Source organism: Pseudomonas sp. PDM03, assembly GCF_014852385.1.
Classification (GTDB): Bacteria; Pseudomonadota; Gammaproteobacteria; order Pseudomonadales; family Pseudomonadaceae; genus Aquipseudomonas; species Aquipseudomonas migulae.
In genome coordinates this window covers 13,418-27,057 of sequence record NZ_JACVBM010000037.1, presented here as the reverse complement: position 1 = coordinate 27,057, position 13,640 = coordinate 13,418, and the positions used below count along the sequence as shown (strand labels likewise).

Below are 13,640 nucleotides of genomic sequence, written 5' to 3'. Positions count from 1 at the left end.
CGGCTTGCTGCGGGCGGCGCTCCGACGATGGCGTCTTCAAGGCCGCCATCGTCGGAGCGCCGCCCGCAGCAAGCTGGCTCCTACAAGGATTGTGTAGACCACCACACTCAAGGACTGAATGTGAACACCTCCTCCCGCAATGCCCGACTGATCATTGCCGCACGTCTGGTCTCGGACTTCGGCGCGTTCCTCAACATGGTCGCCCTGGCCACCTACGTCTACCTGCTCAGCAACAGCGCCATGAGCGTCGGAATCTTCCTCGCCAGTCGCGTGGGCGGAGGGATTTTCGCCAGCCTGATCGGCACGAGTTTTTATCGCCGCTGGACCGGGCGCTTGCCGTTGATCGCGTTCGACCTGCTGCGCGCCGGATTGCTGGGCTTGCTACTGGTGCTGCCAGTCAGCCAACAAGCGCTTTTGCTGCCGGTGATCGCTTTTGGCCTGGGCTTGGGCAATTCAATGTTCGCCATCGGCCTCAACAGCCAGTTGCCGCACTTGATTGAGGGCGATCAACTGCTCAAGACCAACGCCTGGATCACCAGCGCATCGTCAGCGGCGATGGTCGGCGGAAGTCTGGTGGCCGGCTTGTTGGTGGCGGCCTTCGGTTTTGAAACGGTCTTTGCGCTGAACGTAGTCACCTACCTGCTGGCCGCGTTGTTCATCCTGCCGCTGCGGTTTGCCGGACCGTCTCCCAGTGCCGGGCCCGATCATGAACGAGGCGAATGGTCAGCGCTGCGCCAAGGGCTGCGCACCACACCGGTGGTGGCCGCGATGCTCGCGGTCGCCATGGCCGACACTCTGGGCAGCGCTGCACACAACGTCGGTTTGCCGATCATCTCAAAACTGCTGACACCCGAATCGGCCAGCACCACGCTGGGCCTGATGCTGGCGGTGTGGGCCTGCGGAAAATTGAGCGGCGCACGGATTGCCAGTCGCCTGAAAGGCTCGGACAACGTGAACCTGGAGCGACGGTTTTTCTTCGGCGTGTTGCTGATGTCCTGCGGCTTCATCCTGATGTTCCAGCAGCAAACGCTCTACGGTTTGTTGCTGTTCTCACTGCCCGCAGGGCTGGGTGACGGCTTCTCGGAAGTCGGCCTGATGTCACGTCTGCAACGTGAACCGGACAACCTGCGCCTGCCGATTTTCAGCTTTCTGACGTTGCTGCAAATGACCGGGTTCGGCATTGGCATGCTGATCGCAGCGCCGTTCTATTCATGGTGGACGCCCGGCGCGGTGGTGCTGTTGTTCCACGGCATTCCCCTCACCACCCTGTTGATGGTGAAGGTGCTCGCGGTCAGGGGTGAGCGGGTACGGCGCAGCAACCCGACTCAAGGTTTTTGAGGATCGGGCAGTCCGGGCGGTGATCGCCCTGGCAGTGCTCGACCAGGTCCTGCAAGGTGTCACGCAACTGACCGAGTTCGCGGATTTTCTGGTTCAGCTCGTCGATGTGCTGACGAGCCAGCGCTTTCACATCGGCGCTGGCGCGTTGGCGGTCCTGCCAGAGGGTCAGCAGTTTGCCGACCTCTTCCAGGGAAAACCCCAAATCCCGCGACCGCTTGATAAAGGCCAGCGTGTGCAAGTCGTCAGCGCCGTAAACCCGGTAACCGCTGTCGGTGCGATGAGCCGCCTTGAGCAAGCCGATGGACTCGTAATAACGGATCATCTTCGCGCTCAGGCCACTTTGGCGGGCTGCTTGGCCGATGTTCATCGGTTGTCCTCCAGATCCTTGGGTTTCCAGGTTTTCAACAGTAACGCATTGCTCACCACGCTGACGCTCGACAACGCCATCGCCGCGCCGGCCAGCACCGGGTTGAGGAAACCGAACGCGGCCAGAGGAATGCCGATCAGGTTATAAACGAAGGCCCAAAACAGGTTCTGACGAATCTTCGCGTAGGTCTTGCGGCTGATCTCCAGCGCTGCCGGCACCAGTCGAGGATCGCCGCGCATCAGGGTGATGCCCGCCGCGTGCATGGCGACGTCGGTGCCGCCGCCCATGGCGATGCCAATGTCGGCGGCGGCCAGGGCCGGGGCGTCGTTGATGCCGTCGCCAACCATCGCTACTACGCCGGTCTTTTTCAATTCGGCGACGGTGGCGGCTTTGTCGGCCGGCAGTACTTCGGCGTGCACGTCGGTGATGCCCAACGCCTCGGCAACCACTTTGGCGCTGCCGCGATTATCGCCGGTCAGCAAGTGGCTGCTGATGTGGCGGGCGCTGAGTTGTTGCACCGCTTGCAGCGCGCCTGATTTGAGGGTGTCACCGAAGGCGAACAATCCCAGCACGGTTGGCGTGGGGCTTTGCTCGATCAACCAGGACAGGGTCCGGCCTTCGGTTTCCCATGCGGTAGCAGCGTCGGCCAATGGACCCGCGCTCAACCCGCTTTCTTCCAACAGGCGACGATTGCCCAGCGCCAGGCGCCGACCCTCGAGATTGCCGGCAATGCCGCGCCCGGTCAGGGACTGGCTGTCGCTGACATCGGCCACGGTCAAGCCGCGTTCGGCGCACGCATCCAGAACCGCCTTGGCCAATGGATGCTCACTGCCGCGTTGCAGCGCGCCGGCCATTTGCAGCAGGGCGGCTTCGTCTCCGTCGATGGCGTTCAAATGGGCGATACGCGGTGCACCCGAAGTCAGCGTGCCGGTCTTGTCGAACACCACCGCGCTGACTTCATGGGCACGTTCCAGTGCTTCGGCGTCCTTGATCAGAATCCCGTGGCGCGCCGCCACACCGGTGCCAGCCATGATCGCCGTTGGCGTGGCCAAACCGAGGGCGCAAGGGCAGGCGATCACCAATACCGCGACGGCGTTGATCAGCGCGGTTTCCATCGGTGCGCCGTACAACCACCAACCGATCAGGGTCGCCAGTGCGATCAGCAGCACCGTCGGCACAAACACCTGGCTGACTTTATCCACCAGTTTCTGGATCGGTGCTTTCGCCGCTTGCGCGTCTTCGACCAGGCGGATGATCCGCGCCAGTACGGTTTCCGCGCCCAAGGCCTGGGTGCGAACCAACAGGCGACCTTCACCGTTGATGGCGCCGCCGGTGACTTTGTCGCCGGGTTGTTTCGGCACCGGCAGGCTTTCACCGCTGATCAGCGCTTCGTCGGCATGGCTCTGGCCTTCGACCACTTCGCCGTCCACCGGAAAACGTTCGCCGGGTTTGACCAGCACCAGATCATTCAGGCGCAAGGCGCTGATCGCCACGTCCTGTTCGCGACCGTCGATGACTTGAATCGCCCGCTCGGGGCGCAAGGCTTCGAGGGCGCGGATGGCGCTGGCGGTCTGGCGTTTGGCGCGGCTTTCGAGGTATTTGCCCAGCAGCACCAGCGCAATCACGACGGCAGAGGCTTCGAAATACAGGTGCGGCATGCGTCCGGCGGCGGTGGCCCATTCATAGAGGCTCAAGCCATAACCGGCGCTGGTGCCGAGGGCGACCAGCAGGTCCATGTTGCCGGCTCCGGCGCGTACTGCTTTCCATGCCGCCACATAAAAGCGTGCGCCGAAGATGAACTGCACCGGCGTGGCCAAGGCGAACTGCACCCACGCCGGGAGCATCCAGTGCACGCCGAACGGTTGCAGCAGCATTGGCAATACCAGCGGCAAGGCGAGGGCGATCGCCATGATCAACACCCAGCGTTCGCGGTGCAGGCGCTGATGTTGCGTGTCGGTTGACGGGTGTTCGACTTCCCAGACCCTGGCGTTGTAACCCGCCTTGGTCACGGCTGCGATCAGGGTTTGCGGATCGATCTGCCCGAGCAGTTCGAGGTGGGCGCGTTCGTTGGCCAGGTTGACGCTGACGCTTTTGACGCCGGGCACCTTGGCCAGCGCTCGTTCGACCCGACCGACGCAGGACGCGCAGGTCATGCCGTCGATGCTCAACTCCAGACTCTGCTGCGGCACGCTGTAACCGGCTTGCTGCACCGCGTCCATCAACGCCGGCAGGCTGTCGCTGGGCGCTTGAACCCGCGCCTGCTCGGTGGCCAGGTTGACGCTGACCGCCGTGGCGCCGATGACTTTGCTCAAGGCTCGCTCGACACGTCCGGCGCAACTGGCACAGGTCATGCCGGCAATCGGCAGATCAAACGTGGTGGATTCGGACATCGGTCGCACTCCCTGTAGTAGATGCCTACAGGATCAACCTTGCCATGCTGGCAAGGTCAAGCGCAAAGATTGGGGCGGGATATTTGTAGGAGCGAGCGGTGCGGCGATCCGACTTGCCCGCGAAGGCGGTATTGCATTCAGTATCAATGTTGAATGTTACGACCCCTTCGCGGGCAAGTCGGATCGCCGCACCGCTCGCTCCTACAAAATCGTGGTGGATCAGTAGTCGAGGGCTGTCGGCTTGAGGTACATGCCTTCCTGCGTCATCGCAATCCGGAACTTCAACACATCCCCGGCCTTGAGGCTGATGTTCTGCGAGCCCGGCGCCAGCATGCCTGGATTGCAGCCCGGCGCCTGGCCCGGCAGCAATTTCAGGCGTAGCGAAACGTTGCCTGGCGGCAGGTTGAACGAGGTGCTTTGTTCCTGAAACAGCCGCGCCGACAGTTGATCCTGGATGTACACGCCGATTTCGCAGTTGGTCGACACTTCCAGGCGCTCGCGGGAAATGATCAACACGCCGTAATCCTCCCCGGCAGCATTGACCGAGGGCACGGCGGCGAAAAGGCTGAGGAAGCCAAACAGGCTGAGAGCTGACCAGCGCATGGCTGAATCTCCTGAGATCGAGTCATAGATGCACGCAGCTTGGCCGAGCGCGACGCCGATTGCCAGCCCGGCAGCTCACTTCAGAACTTGACCTTGCCATGGTGGCAAGCTCGAGACTGTTCGCAATCTCACTAAAGGAGTCATTCCATGCAAGTGTTCAACGTTCAAGGCATGTCCTGCGGTCACTGCGTCAAAGCCATCACTCAAGCGCTGCAAGCCAAGGATCCTGCGGCCAGCGTGCAGGTCGATCTGGCGGCAAAGGAAGTCGGCGTCGAAAGTGCGTTGACCGCGGATCAAGTGATCGCCGCGATCAGCGAAGAAGGCTATGAAGTGAAAGTCGCCTGAAGGCCTGACAAAAATCCCTGTAGGAGCAGAGCTTGCTCGCGAACGCGGTGGGTCAGACGACTTTGATGTGGCTGACCCACCGCATTCGTCGGAACGCCGCCCGGAGCAAGCTCTGCTCCTACAGGGGGCGGTGTTTTTTCAGGGGTTTTTAATAGTTAGCGAGCTATCGGAATGTTCAAGGCGTCGATGCGCGGCTAGACTGTGTGCCCGCCGACCTCCGTCCCACTGGATACCCGATGAACTTCCGTACCATTTTGATTCTTGGCGCACTTAGCGCTTTTGGCCCGTTGGCAATCGATTTCTATCTGCCGGCGTTTCCGGCCATGGCGCTGGCGTTCGGCACCGATGAGCAGCACGTTCAACTGACGCTGGCGGCGTATTTCCTCGGATTGTCCATCGGTCAGCTGATGTACGGCCCGGTGGCGGATCGTTTTGGTCGACGCATTCCGTTGCTGACGGGTGTCGGTCTGTTCACCGTCGCCTCCCTGGCGTGCGCCTATGCGCCGAACCTGGAATGGCTGCTCGGCGCGCGGTTCGTCCAGGCGCTGGGCGGTTGTGCGGGGATGGTGATTTCAAGGGCGATCGTCAGTGACAAATGCGATGCGGTGGGCTCGGCGAAAGTCTTTTCACAACTGATGCTGGTCATGGGCCTGGCACCGATTCTCGCGCCGATGCTCGGCGGGTTGCTGGTCAACACCACGGGTTGGCAGTCGATTTTCCTGGTGCTGACCGGTTTCAGTGCACTGGCCGGTCTGGCCGTGGCGCTCGGCCTGCCGGAAAGCATGCCCGCGAATATGCCACGCCAGCCATTGTCTGGCGCGCTGCGTCAGTACGGTCGCCTGTTGTCGGATCCGGTGTACCTCGGCCACGCCCTGACCGGTGGCATCGCCATCGCCGGGATGTTTGCCTACATCGCCGGTTCGCCGTTCGTCTTCATCAAACTCTACGGCGTGCCGGCCGAGCACTTCGGCTGGTTGTTCGGCACCAATGCGGCGGGGTTCATTCTGGTGGCGCAGGTCAACGCACGGTTGCTGGCCAAGCGTGGCCCGGCGTTCCTGCTGGCGCGCACCGTATGGATCTACCTCGCGGCGGGCCTGACGCTGCTCGCGGTCAGTTCGCTGCACACCGAGCAATTGTGGCCGCTGCTGATTCCGCTGTTTATCTGTATCGCCAGCCTCGGTTGCATCCTGCCCAACGCCTCGGCTTGCGCCATGAACGGGCAGGGCGCGCGCGCCGGCAGTGCGTCGGCAATGCTCGGTTGCCTGCAATTCAGCGTCGCCGCCGGAGCCGCGTCGCTCGTGGGTATTTTGTACGACGGCAGCGCCATGCCGATGGCCATGGTCATCAGCCTGTGCGGAGTTCTGGTGGTGAGCATAGCGATGCTCACCCGGCGTCTGCAAAATGCCTGGGCATTGGTGAAAGCCCAGGTGTGAGGAAGGTCTCAGCCGGCAGCGCGTTGCTGCTGGACGGGAATCTGATGAGGGGCGTGCAATCGTGCTTCGAGGGTTCGGGTGAACTCGCGTGCTTCGGCTTCGCTACGGAACGTCACCGCGTGTTGGTCCAGGCGGACCTGCCACTGGGATTTTGCCAATTCTTTTATCAGGATCTTCATTGCTGACCTCCTCGGTTAAAAGATTGCATCGCAGAGGTCACGATTGTAGACCCGAATACGACCACAATGATGACAGCGGTCAACCTTCGGACTGACGGTGTCGTCCATTCGGACGACACTTGTATCAATCTGTTTCAGAAGCCTTCGAGGACAATCTTGCCCTTGGACTTGCCGCTCTCCAGCAGCTCATGCGCACGTCGCAAATTCGCCGCGTTGATCGTTCCGAAGTGCTCGCCCACCGTGGTTTTCAACGTCCCGGCATCGATCAGCGCTGCCACGCGGTTGAGCAGTTTGTGTTGCTCGATCATGTCCGCGGTTTCGAACAGCGAGCGGGTGTACATGAACTCCCAGTGCAGCGACAGGCTCTTGCGCTTGAGCTTGGTCACGTCCAGCGCCTTCGGGTCATCGATCAGCGCCAGTTTGCCCTGCGGCGCCAACGCCTCGACCAATTGATCCAGATGCTGATCGGTCTGGGTCAGGCTGGCGACGTGGGTCACCGAGTTCACGCCTGCACGTTTGAGTTCTTCGCTCAGCGGTTGGCTGTGATCGATCACCAGATCGGCGCCCAGCTCACGCACCCAACTCTGGGTTTGCGCACGGGACGCGGTGCCGATGACCTTCAGCCCAGTGAGCTGGCTGGCCAGTTGCGTAAGGATTGAACCGACACCGCCGGCCGCACCGACGATCAGCAAACTCTGGCCTTCATCGGTGTTGCCTTCGCGCACTTGCAGGCGTTCGAACAACAATTCCCACGCGGTGATCGCGGTCAGCGGCAGCGCGGCGGCTTCGGCGAAACCGAGGGTTTTCGGCATGTGGCCGACGATCCGCTCGTCCACCACGTGCAGCTCGCTATTCCCGCCGGCGCGGGCGATGGAGCCGGCGTAGAACACCTTGTCGCCGGCCTTGAACAACGTCACTTCACTGCCGACCGACTTGACCACACCGGCCACGTCCCAGCCCAGCACTTTGGCCGCGCCACCTTCAGGCTGCACGTTCTGGCGGACTTTGGTGTCCACCGGGTTGACCGAGATGGCTTTGACTTCCACCAACAGGTCGCGTGGGCCGGCAACCGGCTCTGGCAGTTCGATGTCTTGCAGGGAGTTGGCGTCGCTGATCGGCAACGAGGCGTAGTAGGCAATGGCTTTCATGAAAGGCTCCGCAAAAGTATTTAAGAAAATCAGGCCACGACGCGCAGGCGTTTGAGATCGAAGTGCTCGATCAGGTCGCCGGCCGTGGCACGAAAATGCTGGATGTGTGCGCTGGCGTCATGGGCTTGCAGCGCTTCGTCGCTGCTCCACTGCTCGATCATGTAGAAGGCCTGCGGATTGGCCAGGTCCTGATGCAGATCGTATTGGCTGCAACCGGCTTCGGCGCGGGTCGGTTCCAGCAGTGCACGCAGGTGCTGTTCGAGGGCGTCCTGCTGACCGGCTTTGGCGATCAGGGTGGCAATGGCGGTAAACGGCTGGGACATGTTCGACTCCGATAACGGGGTGATTTCGATGGGGCAGATGATTGGCTATTTCTCTGCAAGATAAAACCCGCTAAAACAGCAGTCTCTTTCAATATTTTTTTGATAATCGAGGCTGGAAATGCTGCGTTTCGATGACTTGCAGTTGTTTGTCCGGGCGGCGGACCTGGGCAGTCTGTCGGCGGCGGCGCGGGGGATGGACATGTCGGCGGCGGTGGCCAGTGCGGCGTTGAAGCGCATCGAACAGCAACTCGGTGCGCGGTTGCTCGCCCGTTCCACCCGCAGCCTGCGCCTGACCGCCGAGGGCGAGGGGTTTCTCGAATACGCCCGGGCGGCCCTGAGCAACCTCGATGAGGGGCGCCGCTTGCTGGCCAGCGGTCAGGACCAGGTCAGCGGAGTGTTGCAGCTATCGGCACCGTCGGATTTCGGTCGCAACCTGTTGTTGCCGTGGCTGGACGAGTTCCAGCGCGAGCATCCGAAACTCACGGTGCGCCTGCTGCTGGGCGACCGCATCGCCGACCTGTTCCGCCAACCGGTGGACATTGCCCTGCGCTACGGCGAGCCGGAAGACTCAAGCCTGGTGGCGCTGCCCATCGCACCGAACAACCGCCGCGTGCTGTGTGCCGCGCCGAGCTATCTGGCCCGACACGGCGAGCCCCGGCAACTGGAGCAACTGGCGCAGCACAATTGCCTGCTGTTCATGCTTGGCAGCCGGGTTCACGATCACTGGAGTTTTCACGACGGCAAACGCGAAGTCAGCCTGACCGTCAGCGGTGACCGTTTCAGTGACGACGCCGATGTGGTGCGTCTATGGGCCGTGGCGGGTGCCGGGATCGCCTACAAATCCTGGCTGGATGTTGCCGCCGATGTGTTGGCCGGTCGCTTGAAAGTGCTGATGCCGGAGCTGGTCTGTGAGCGCGCACCGCTGAATTTGCTGTGCGCCCATCGCGCACAATTGAGTAAGCCGGTGAACCTTTTGCGGGAAATGCTCGCCAGCCGATGCGCCGGTTTAAGTAGTCAATTTCCCGTGTTGGCGGTCACCGATCATTAGTCGCAGGTAAATAGCGAAATTTCACTCAGGAACTATCACCACCAAGGGTTTTCAGAGGGCAGGAACCGACGGTTAACGCGCATATACTAGCGCTCGCCTCAGGTACGCACGGTCGATCTCGCCTTGGCGAGTCCGCGTTCGAGTCGGCCAGGCCCGCAGTCGATCGCCGAGCCTTTGCAAAACCCTCAAGGCAATGGCTTGTGTGAGTGGGGGGCTTAGCCCGGGTTGTCGCGGTTTCCGCGTCTTGGCCGACGACACATTACTGGTCAAGATGTCTCTGAGCAGTAGACGAAACGATTCAACAGGGAGTGAATACATGGAACATGCACCTTGCATCAGCCAGATCGCCACGTTGCTGGCTGACCCAAAGCGCAGCGCAATGATGTGGGCCTTGATGGACGGCTCAGCGCGACAAACCGAAGAGCTGGCCTTGCTGGCCGGCCTGTCACCGTCTTCGGCCAGTGCACACCTGGGGCGTTTGTCCGCCGGAGGTCTGTTGAAAGTCGAAACCCGTGGCCGCAAGCGGTTTTTCCGCCTGGCCGCGCCTGAAGTCGGCGCGGCGATAGAAGCACTGGCCAGTGCGACGATTGCCAGCACACCCCGAGGCGTCCCGGACGTTTTCAAGCGCACCGCACCTCTCTCCAAACCTCAGGCGGCACCTTCGTCGCTGTTGCGCGCACGACTGTGCGACGATCATTTGGGGGGCACTTTGGCCGCCGATCTTTACCAGCGTTTGCTGGATACGGGCTGGATCGAACAGTTCGAGCAGCGGGTGTCGATCACCCACAAGGGCGCCACGCAATTGGCCAAGCGCGGTGTGTTCGTACAGGCGCTGGCGCACAGCACCCGCCGCGCCGCTTGCGCCTGCCCCGACTGGAGCGAAAGACGTCCGCACATGGGCGGTTCGCTCGGCGCGGCGTTGCTGCAATTGTTCATGCAGTCCGGCTGGCTGAGTTTGCCGAACGATTCGCGAGCCTTGCACGTCACCGCGACGGGGCAGCGTGAAATCCATCGCTTTGCCAAGGAAACCGAGCTGGAAATGGCGTTGTAGTACACGACACGCGAACCCTGTAGGAGCTGGCTTGCCGGCGATGACGGACTCACATTCAACATCAATGCTGAATGTGAGTCCGTCATCGCCGGCAAGCCAGCTCCTACAGTTATCTTCGGTGTTCCTACGGTTTGACCAACCGCGCATCCAGGCTGTTTTGCGCCAGGCGTTTGGCCTGATCCTGGGTCATGCCCAGATCGGTGTACAGCGCATGGAAGTTCTCGGTCACATACCCGCCGAAGTACGCCGGGTCGTCCGAGTTCACCGTGACTTTCACGCCGCGCTCAAGCATGTCGAGAATGTTGTGCTGGGACATGTGATCGAACACGCAGAGCTTGGTGTTCGACAACGGGCACACGGTCAACGGGATTTGCTCGTCGATGATCCGCTGCATCAGGCGCTCGTCTTCGATGGCGCGCACGCCATGGTCGATGCGCTGGATTTTCAGCAGGTCGAGGGCTTCCCAGATGTACTCGGGCGGGCCTTCTTCACCGGCGTGGGCGACGGTCAGGAAGCCTTCGTGGCGGGCGCGATCAAACACGCGCTGGAACTTGCTCGGCGGGTGACCCATTTCCGAACTGTCCAGGCCGACGGCCACAAACGCATCGCGGAACGGCAGCGCCTGATCGAGGGTTTTCTGCGCTTGTTCTTCGCTCAAGTGACGCAGGAAACTCAAGATCAAACCGCTGGTGATGCCCAGTTGCTGCTCGCCATCCTTCAGTGCGGCGGCGATGCCGTTGAGCACCACTTCGAACGGGATGCCACGGTCGGTGTGGGTTTGCGGGTCGAAGAACGGTTCGGTGTGAATCACGTTCTGCGCCTTGCAACGCAACAGATAGGCCCAGGTCAGGTCGTAGAAATCCTGCGAAGTGCGCAGCACGTCGGCGCCCTGGTAATACAGGTCGAGAAACTCTTGCAGGTTGTTGAAGGCGTACGCCTTGCGCAGGGTTTCGACATCGCTCCACGGCAGGGCGATCTTGTTGCGTTCGGCCAGGGCGAACAGCAACTCGGGCTCCAGCGAACCCTCCAGGTGCAAGTGCAGTTCTGCCTTGGGCAGGGCGTTCAGCCAATCGTACATTGTTGAAATCTCATCAGGTGCAATGCCGGCATTCTACAGGTGCTGACTGCAATAATTGGTAAAACCTGACCAAGAGGTTCATTACCCCGCCTCTTGCTCTCGCCGATAAGCATAGGTGTCGGCGAAGCGCGAGAGCAGGAATTCGGCGCAGGTGGTGGCCGGGTATTTCGCCGGGTGAAGGGCATCCTGACAACCGGGCAGGCATTCGATGCGCGTGTCGGGGTGCGGCTCGGCGAAGAACGGCATCGAATAGCGGTCTACACCCAACGGGCTGATCACCCGGTGCGGCGTCGACAGATAACGGTCGTTGCTCCAGCGCGCCATCATGTCGCCGAGGTTGACCACGAAAGTGCCTTCGATGGGCGGCGCGTCGATCCAGTCGCCTTGCACGTTACGCACTTGCAGGCCACCGGCCGCGTCCTGATACAGCAGGGTGATGCAGCCGTAATCGGTGTGGGCACCGGCGCCTTGCTGATCTGCGGAGCTGGCGGTGTGGCGCGGCGGGTAGTGGATCATCCGCAGGACGCTGACCGGTTCATGGAAGCGCGTGTCAAAGAAGTCGCGCTCGATGTTCAGCGCCATCGTCATTGCGCGCAACAGGGTTTGAGCCAGCGCCTGCATGTCGACGTAGTGCTGCTCCATCAGCGCTTCCCAACCGGGCATCGAGGGATGACGGTTGGGGCCGCGCAGCGGTTTTTCTGCCAGCACTTGCGGGTGATCGGCCGGCAGGTGCAGGCCCATGTCGAAGGTTTCTTTCAGGTCGCTGGGCTTGCTCGGGTCGAGCTGTTCGGTGGCGATGGCGCCGTAGCCGCGATGGTGTCGGGTCTGGGTGATATCGATGTTGAGCTTTTCGGCGGCGGGCAGGGCGAAGAAGCGTCGGGCGTGATCAAGCACGGCGTCGATGCGTGCGGCACTGATCGGGTGACCCTTGATGTAGAAAAAGCCCCACTCGCGGCAGGCGCGGTCGATGTGTGTGGCGACGGATTGCCAGGCGGTCTGGTCATCGCTGTAGAGCGGGGCGATGTCGATGATGGGGAGGCTGTTCATGCGCAGTCCTTGATAACGCTGAGATCCAATGTGGGAGCGAGCCTGCTCGCGATAGCGGCGTGTCAGATGAATCAATGTGGCTGACACTCCGTCATCGCGAGCAGGCTCGCTCCCACAGGGTTTTGTGTTGGGCTTGAGGGTTACTTTGGTATCTCGGCTTTCATGCCTTCAACGTAGTAATTCATCGAGGCCAGTTCCGCGTTGCTCGCCGTCGCGCCCGCCGCAATTTTCTCCACGCCGGCCTGATCCTTGATCGGTCCGGTAAACGGATGCAGCGCACCGCTCTTGATGTCCGCGATGATCTGTTCGGCCTCGGCTTTCACCGGCGCCGGCACCAGGTCGCTGATCGGCAGTTCAACCGTGCCTTCCTTCAAGCCTCCCCAGTAATCCTGCGACTTCCACGCATGCTCGATCACGCTTTGGGTCGCTTGAATGTAGTGCGGTGCCCAGTCGTTGACGATCGAGGTCAGCACCGCTTTCGGCCCGAAGTGCGCCATGTCCGAAGCGTAGCCCACGGCATACACCCCGCGACGTTCGGCGGCCTGGATCGGCGCCGGGCTGTCGGTGTGCTGGAACACCACGTCCACGCCTTGATCGATCAACGCGTTGGCGGCGTCGGCTTCCTTGCCCGGGTCGAACCAGGAATTGACCCACACCACTTTGATCTCGGTACCGGGGTTGTATTTGTTCAGGGCCAGTTGAATGGCGTTGATGTCGCGGATCACTTCCGGAATCGGGAACGAGGCGACGTAGCCGATCTTTTTGGTCTTGGTCATTTTCGCCGCGAGGAAGCCGCCGACATAGCGACCTTCATAGGTGCGCGCCAGGTAGGTGCCGAGGTTCTTGTCCTGCTTGTAGCCGGTGGCGTGCTCGAAGGTCACCTTGGGAAACTGTTTCGCGACTTTCAGGGTCGGGTTCATGTAGCCGAAGGAGGTGGTGAAGATCAGGTCGTAGTTGTCCTTGGCCATGTTGCGGATCACCCGCTCGGCGTCGGCGCCTTCGGCGACGTTTTCCACGTACTGGGTGGTGATCTGCGAGCCGAATTTTTCGGCCAGCGCCTTGCGTCCCTGTTCATGCTGATACGTCCAGCCATGATCACCGATCGGGCCGATGTAGACGAAGCCGACTTTCAGCGGGTCAGCGGCGCTGGCGGTCAGGCTGGCGCTCAGACCGAGGGTTGCAGCGACGGCGCACAGCAGCTTCTTCAACGGACGTTTATGCATGAATTCCCACTCCATTTTGTTTTGAGGTTGGAGGGGGTAATGCAAATTACTGACCAACAGGACAACA

At 61.4% G+C, this 13,640-nt stretch carries 14 protein-coding genes; 5 read left to right on the top strand and 9 right to left on the bottom strand.

All coding sequences use genetic code 11. The features are described 5' to 3' along the window. The first annotated feature begins 120 nt into the window (after positions 1–120). A complete protein-coding gene (locus IB254_RS29170; protein ID WP_192420898.1) occupies positions 121–1,338 on the top strand; it encodes an MFS transporter in 1,218 nt (405 codons plus the stop codon). Here the strand turns inward: IB254_RS29170 and cueR are convergent. The 3 genes from cueR to IB254_RS29155 form a co-directional block, all read right to left on the bottom strand. Beyond that, positions 1,292–1,705: a Cu(I)-responsive transcriptional regulator gene (cueR, locus tag IB254_RS29165; protein WP_192420897.1), complete on the bottom strand. Its 414-nt coding sequence runs from the start codon at positions 1,703–1,705 to the stop codon at positions 1,292–1,294. The two genes, IB254_RS29170 and cueR, sit on opposite strands and share 47 nt — an antisense overlap. Then, the gene (locus IB254_RS29160; protein WP_192420896.1) at positions 1,702–4,095 is read right to left on the bottom strand and encodes a heavy metal translocating P-type ATPase; all 2,394 of its coding nucleotides are present in this window, start codon (positions 4,093–4,095) and stop codon (positions 1,702–1,704) included. Before IB254_RS29160 ends, cueR begins: the two co-directional genes overlap by 4 nt. 219 nt (positions 4,096–4,314) lie before the next feature. Continuing rightward, the gene (locus IB254_RS29155) at positions 4,315–4,698 is read right to left on the bottom strand and encodes a hypothetical protein (protein ID WP_008038759.1); all 384 of its coding nucleotides are present in this window, start codon (positions 4,696–4,698) and stop codon (positions 4,315–4,317) included. A 147-nt stretch (positions 4,699–4,845) separates the two neighbouring features. Here IB254_RS29155 and IB254_RS29150 point away from each other — a divergent pair, with 147 nt between their 5' ends. Continuing rightward, complete coding sequence (locus IB254_RS29150; protein ID WP_192420895.1) at positions 4,846–5,043, top strand: heavy-metal-associated domain-containing protein; 198 nt, start codon at positions 4,846–4,848, stop codon at positions 5,041–5,043. 236 nt (positions 5,044–5,279) lie between these two features. Then, positions 5,280–6,476 carry a multidrug effflux MFS transporter gene (locus IB254_RS29145; RefSeq protein WP_192420893.1) on the top strand — a complete coding sequence of 399 codons (1,197 nt, stop codon included), beginning with the start codon at positions 5,280–5,282 and terminating at the stop codon, positions 6,474–6,476. Between the two features lie 8 nt (positions 6,477–6,484). Here the strand turns inward: IB254_RS29145 and IB254_RS29140 are convergent, their stop codons facing one another. The 3 genes from IB254_RS29140 to IB254_RS29130 form a co-directional block, all read right to left on the bottom strand. Next, positions 6,485–6,655, bottom strand: coding sequence for a hypothetical protein (locus IB254_RS29140; protein WP_008038760.1), 171 nt, complete (start codon positions 6,653–6,655; stop codon positions 6,485–6,487). Between the two features lie 134 nt (positions 6,656–6,789). Continuing rightward, positions 6,790–7,803 (bottom strand): zinc-binding alcohol dehydrogenase family protein, encoded by a 1,014-nt coding sequence (locus IB254_RS29135; RefSeq protein ID WP_008031324.1) that lies wholly within the window; start codon positions 7,801–7,803, stop codon positions 6,790–6,792. Positions 7,804–7,832: 29 nt separating this feature from the next. Then, the gene (locus IB254_RS29130; RefSeq protein WP_008031327.1) at positions 7,833–8,126 is read right to left on the bottom strand and encodes a putative quinol monooxygenase; all 294 of its coding nucleotides are present in this window, start codon (positions 8,124–8,126) and stop codon (positions 7,833–7,835) included. Between the two features lie 118 nt (positions 8,127–8,244). On the opposite strand from IB254_RS29130, the gene IB254_RS29125 reads away from it, so the two are divergent. Continuing rightward, positions 8,245–9,174, top strand: coding sequence for a LysR family transcriptional regulator (locus IB254_RS29125; RefSeq protein WP_008031330.1), 930 nt, complete (start codon positions 8,245–8,247; stop codon positions 9,172–9,174). Positions 9,175–9,490: 316 nt separating this feature from the next. Next, positions 9,491–10,225 carry an ArsR/SmtB family transcription factor gene (locus tag IB254_RS29120; protein WP_192420891.1) on the top strand — a complete coding sequence of 245 codons (735 nt, stop codon included), beginning with the start codon at positions 9,491–9,493 and terminating at the stop codon, positions 10,223–10,225. Between the two features lie 124 nt (positions 10,226–10,349). Here the strand turns inward: IB254_RS29120 and IB254_RS29115 are convergent, their stop codons facing one another. The 3 genes from IB254_RS29115 to IB254_RS29105 all read right to left on the bottom strand — a co-directional run bounded on the left by IB254_RS29115 (position 10,350) and on the right by IB254_RS29105 (position 13,573). Next, positions 10,350–11,303 (bottom strand): adenosine deaminase, encoded by a 954-nt coding sequence (locus IB254_RS29115; protein WP_008031333.1) that lies wholly within the window; start codon positions 11,301–11,303, stop codon positions 10,350–10,352. Between the two features lie 81 nt (positions 11,304–11,384). Beyond that, a complete protein-coding gene (locus IB254_RS29110) occupies positions 11,385–12,350 on the bottom strand; it encodes an isopenicillin N synthase family dioxygenase (protein ID WP_192420889.1) in 966 nt (321 codons plus the stop codon). Positions 12,351–12,490: 140 nt separating this feature from the next. Next, positions 12,491–13,573, bottom strand: a complete 1,083-nt coding sequence (locus IB254_RS29105) for a BMP family ABC transporter substrate-binding protein (protein WP_192420887.1) — start codon at positions 13,571–13,573, stop codon at positions 12,491–12,493. Positions 13,574–13,640 lie beyond the last annotated feature (67 nt).

Coding starts and splice junctions, on each gene's coding strand:
- cueR (WP_192420897.1), bottom strand. CDS start 1,705: ATGAACATCGGCCAAGCAGCCCGCCAAAGTGGCCTGAGCGCGAAGATG.
- IB254_RS29160 (WP_192420896.1), bottom strand. CDS start 4,095: ATGTCCGAATCCACCACGTTTGATCTGCCGATTGCCGGCATGACCTGT.
- IB254_RS29155 (WP_008038759.1), bottom strand. CDS start 4,698: ATGCGCTGGTCAGCTCTCAGCCTGTTTGGCTTCCTCAGCCTTTTCGCC.
- IB254_RS29150 (WP_192420895.1), top strand. CDS start 4,846: ATGCAAGTGTTCAACGTTCAAGGCATGTCCTGCGGTCACTGCGTCAAA.
- IB254_RS29145 (WP_192420893.1), top strand. CDS start 5,280: ATGAACTTCCGTACCATTTTGATTCTTGGCGCACTTAGCGCTTTTGGC.
- IB254_RS29140 (WP_008038760.1), bottom strand. CDS start 6,655: ATGAAGATCCTGATAAAAGAATTGGCAAAATCCCAGTGGCAGGTCCGC.
- IB254_RS29135 (WP_008031324.1), bottom strand. CDS start 7,803: ATGAAAGCCATTGCCTACTACGCCTCGTTGCCGATCAGCGACGCCAAC.
- IB254_RS29130 (WP_008031327.1), bottom strand. CDS start 8,126: ATGTCCCAGCCGTTTACCGCCATTGCCACCCTGATCGCCAAAGCCGGT.
- IB254_RS29125 (WP_008031330.1), top strand. CDS start 8,245: ATGCTGCGTTTCGATGACTTGCAGTTGTTTGTCCGGGCGGCGGACCTG.
- IB254_RS29120 (WP_192420891.1), top strand. CDS start 9,491: ATGGAACATGCACCTTGCATCAGCCAGATCGCCACGTTGCTGGCTGAC.
- IB254_RS29115 (WP_008031333.1), bottom strand. CDS start 11,303: ATGTACGATTGGCTGAACGCCCTGCCCAAGGCAGAACTGCACTTGCAC.
- IB254_RS29110 (WP_192420889.1), bottom strand. CDS start 12,350: ATGAACAGCCTCCCCATCATCGACATCGCCCCGCTCTACAGCGATGAC.
- IB254_RS29105 (WP_192420887.1), bottom strand. CDS start 13,573: ATGCATAAACGTCCGTTGAAGAAGCTGCTGTGCGCCGTCGCTGCAACC.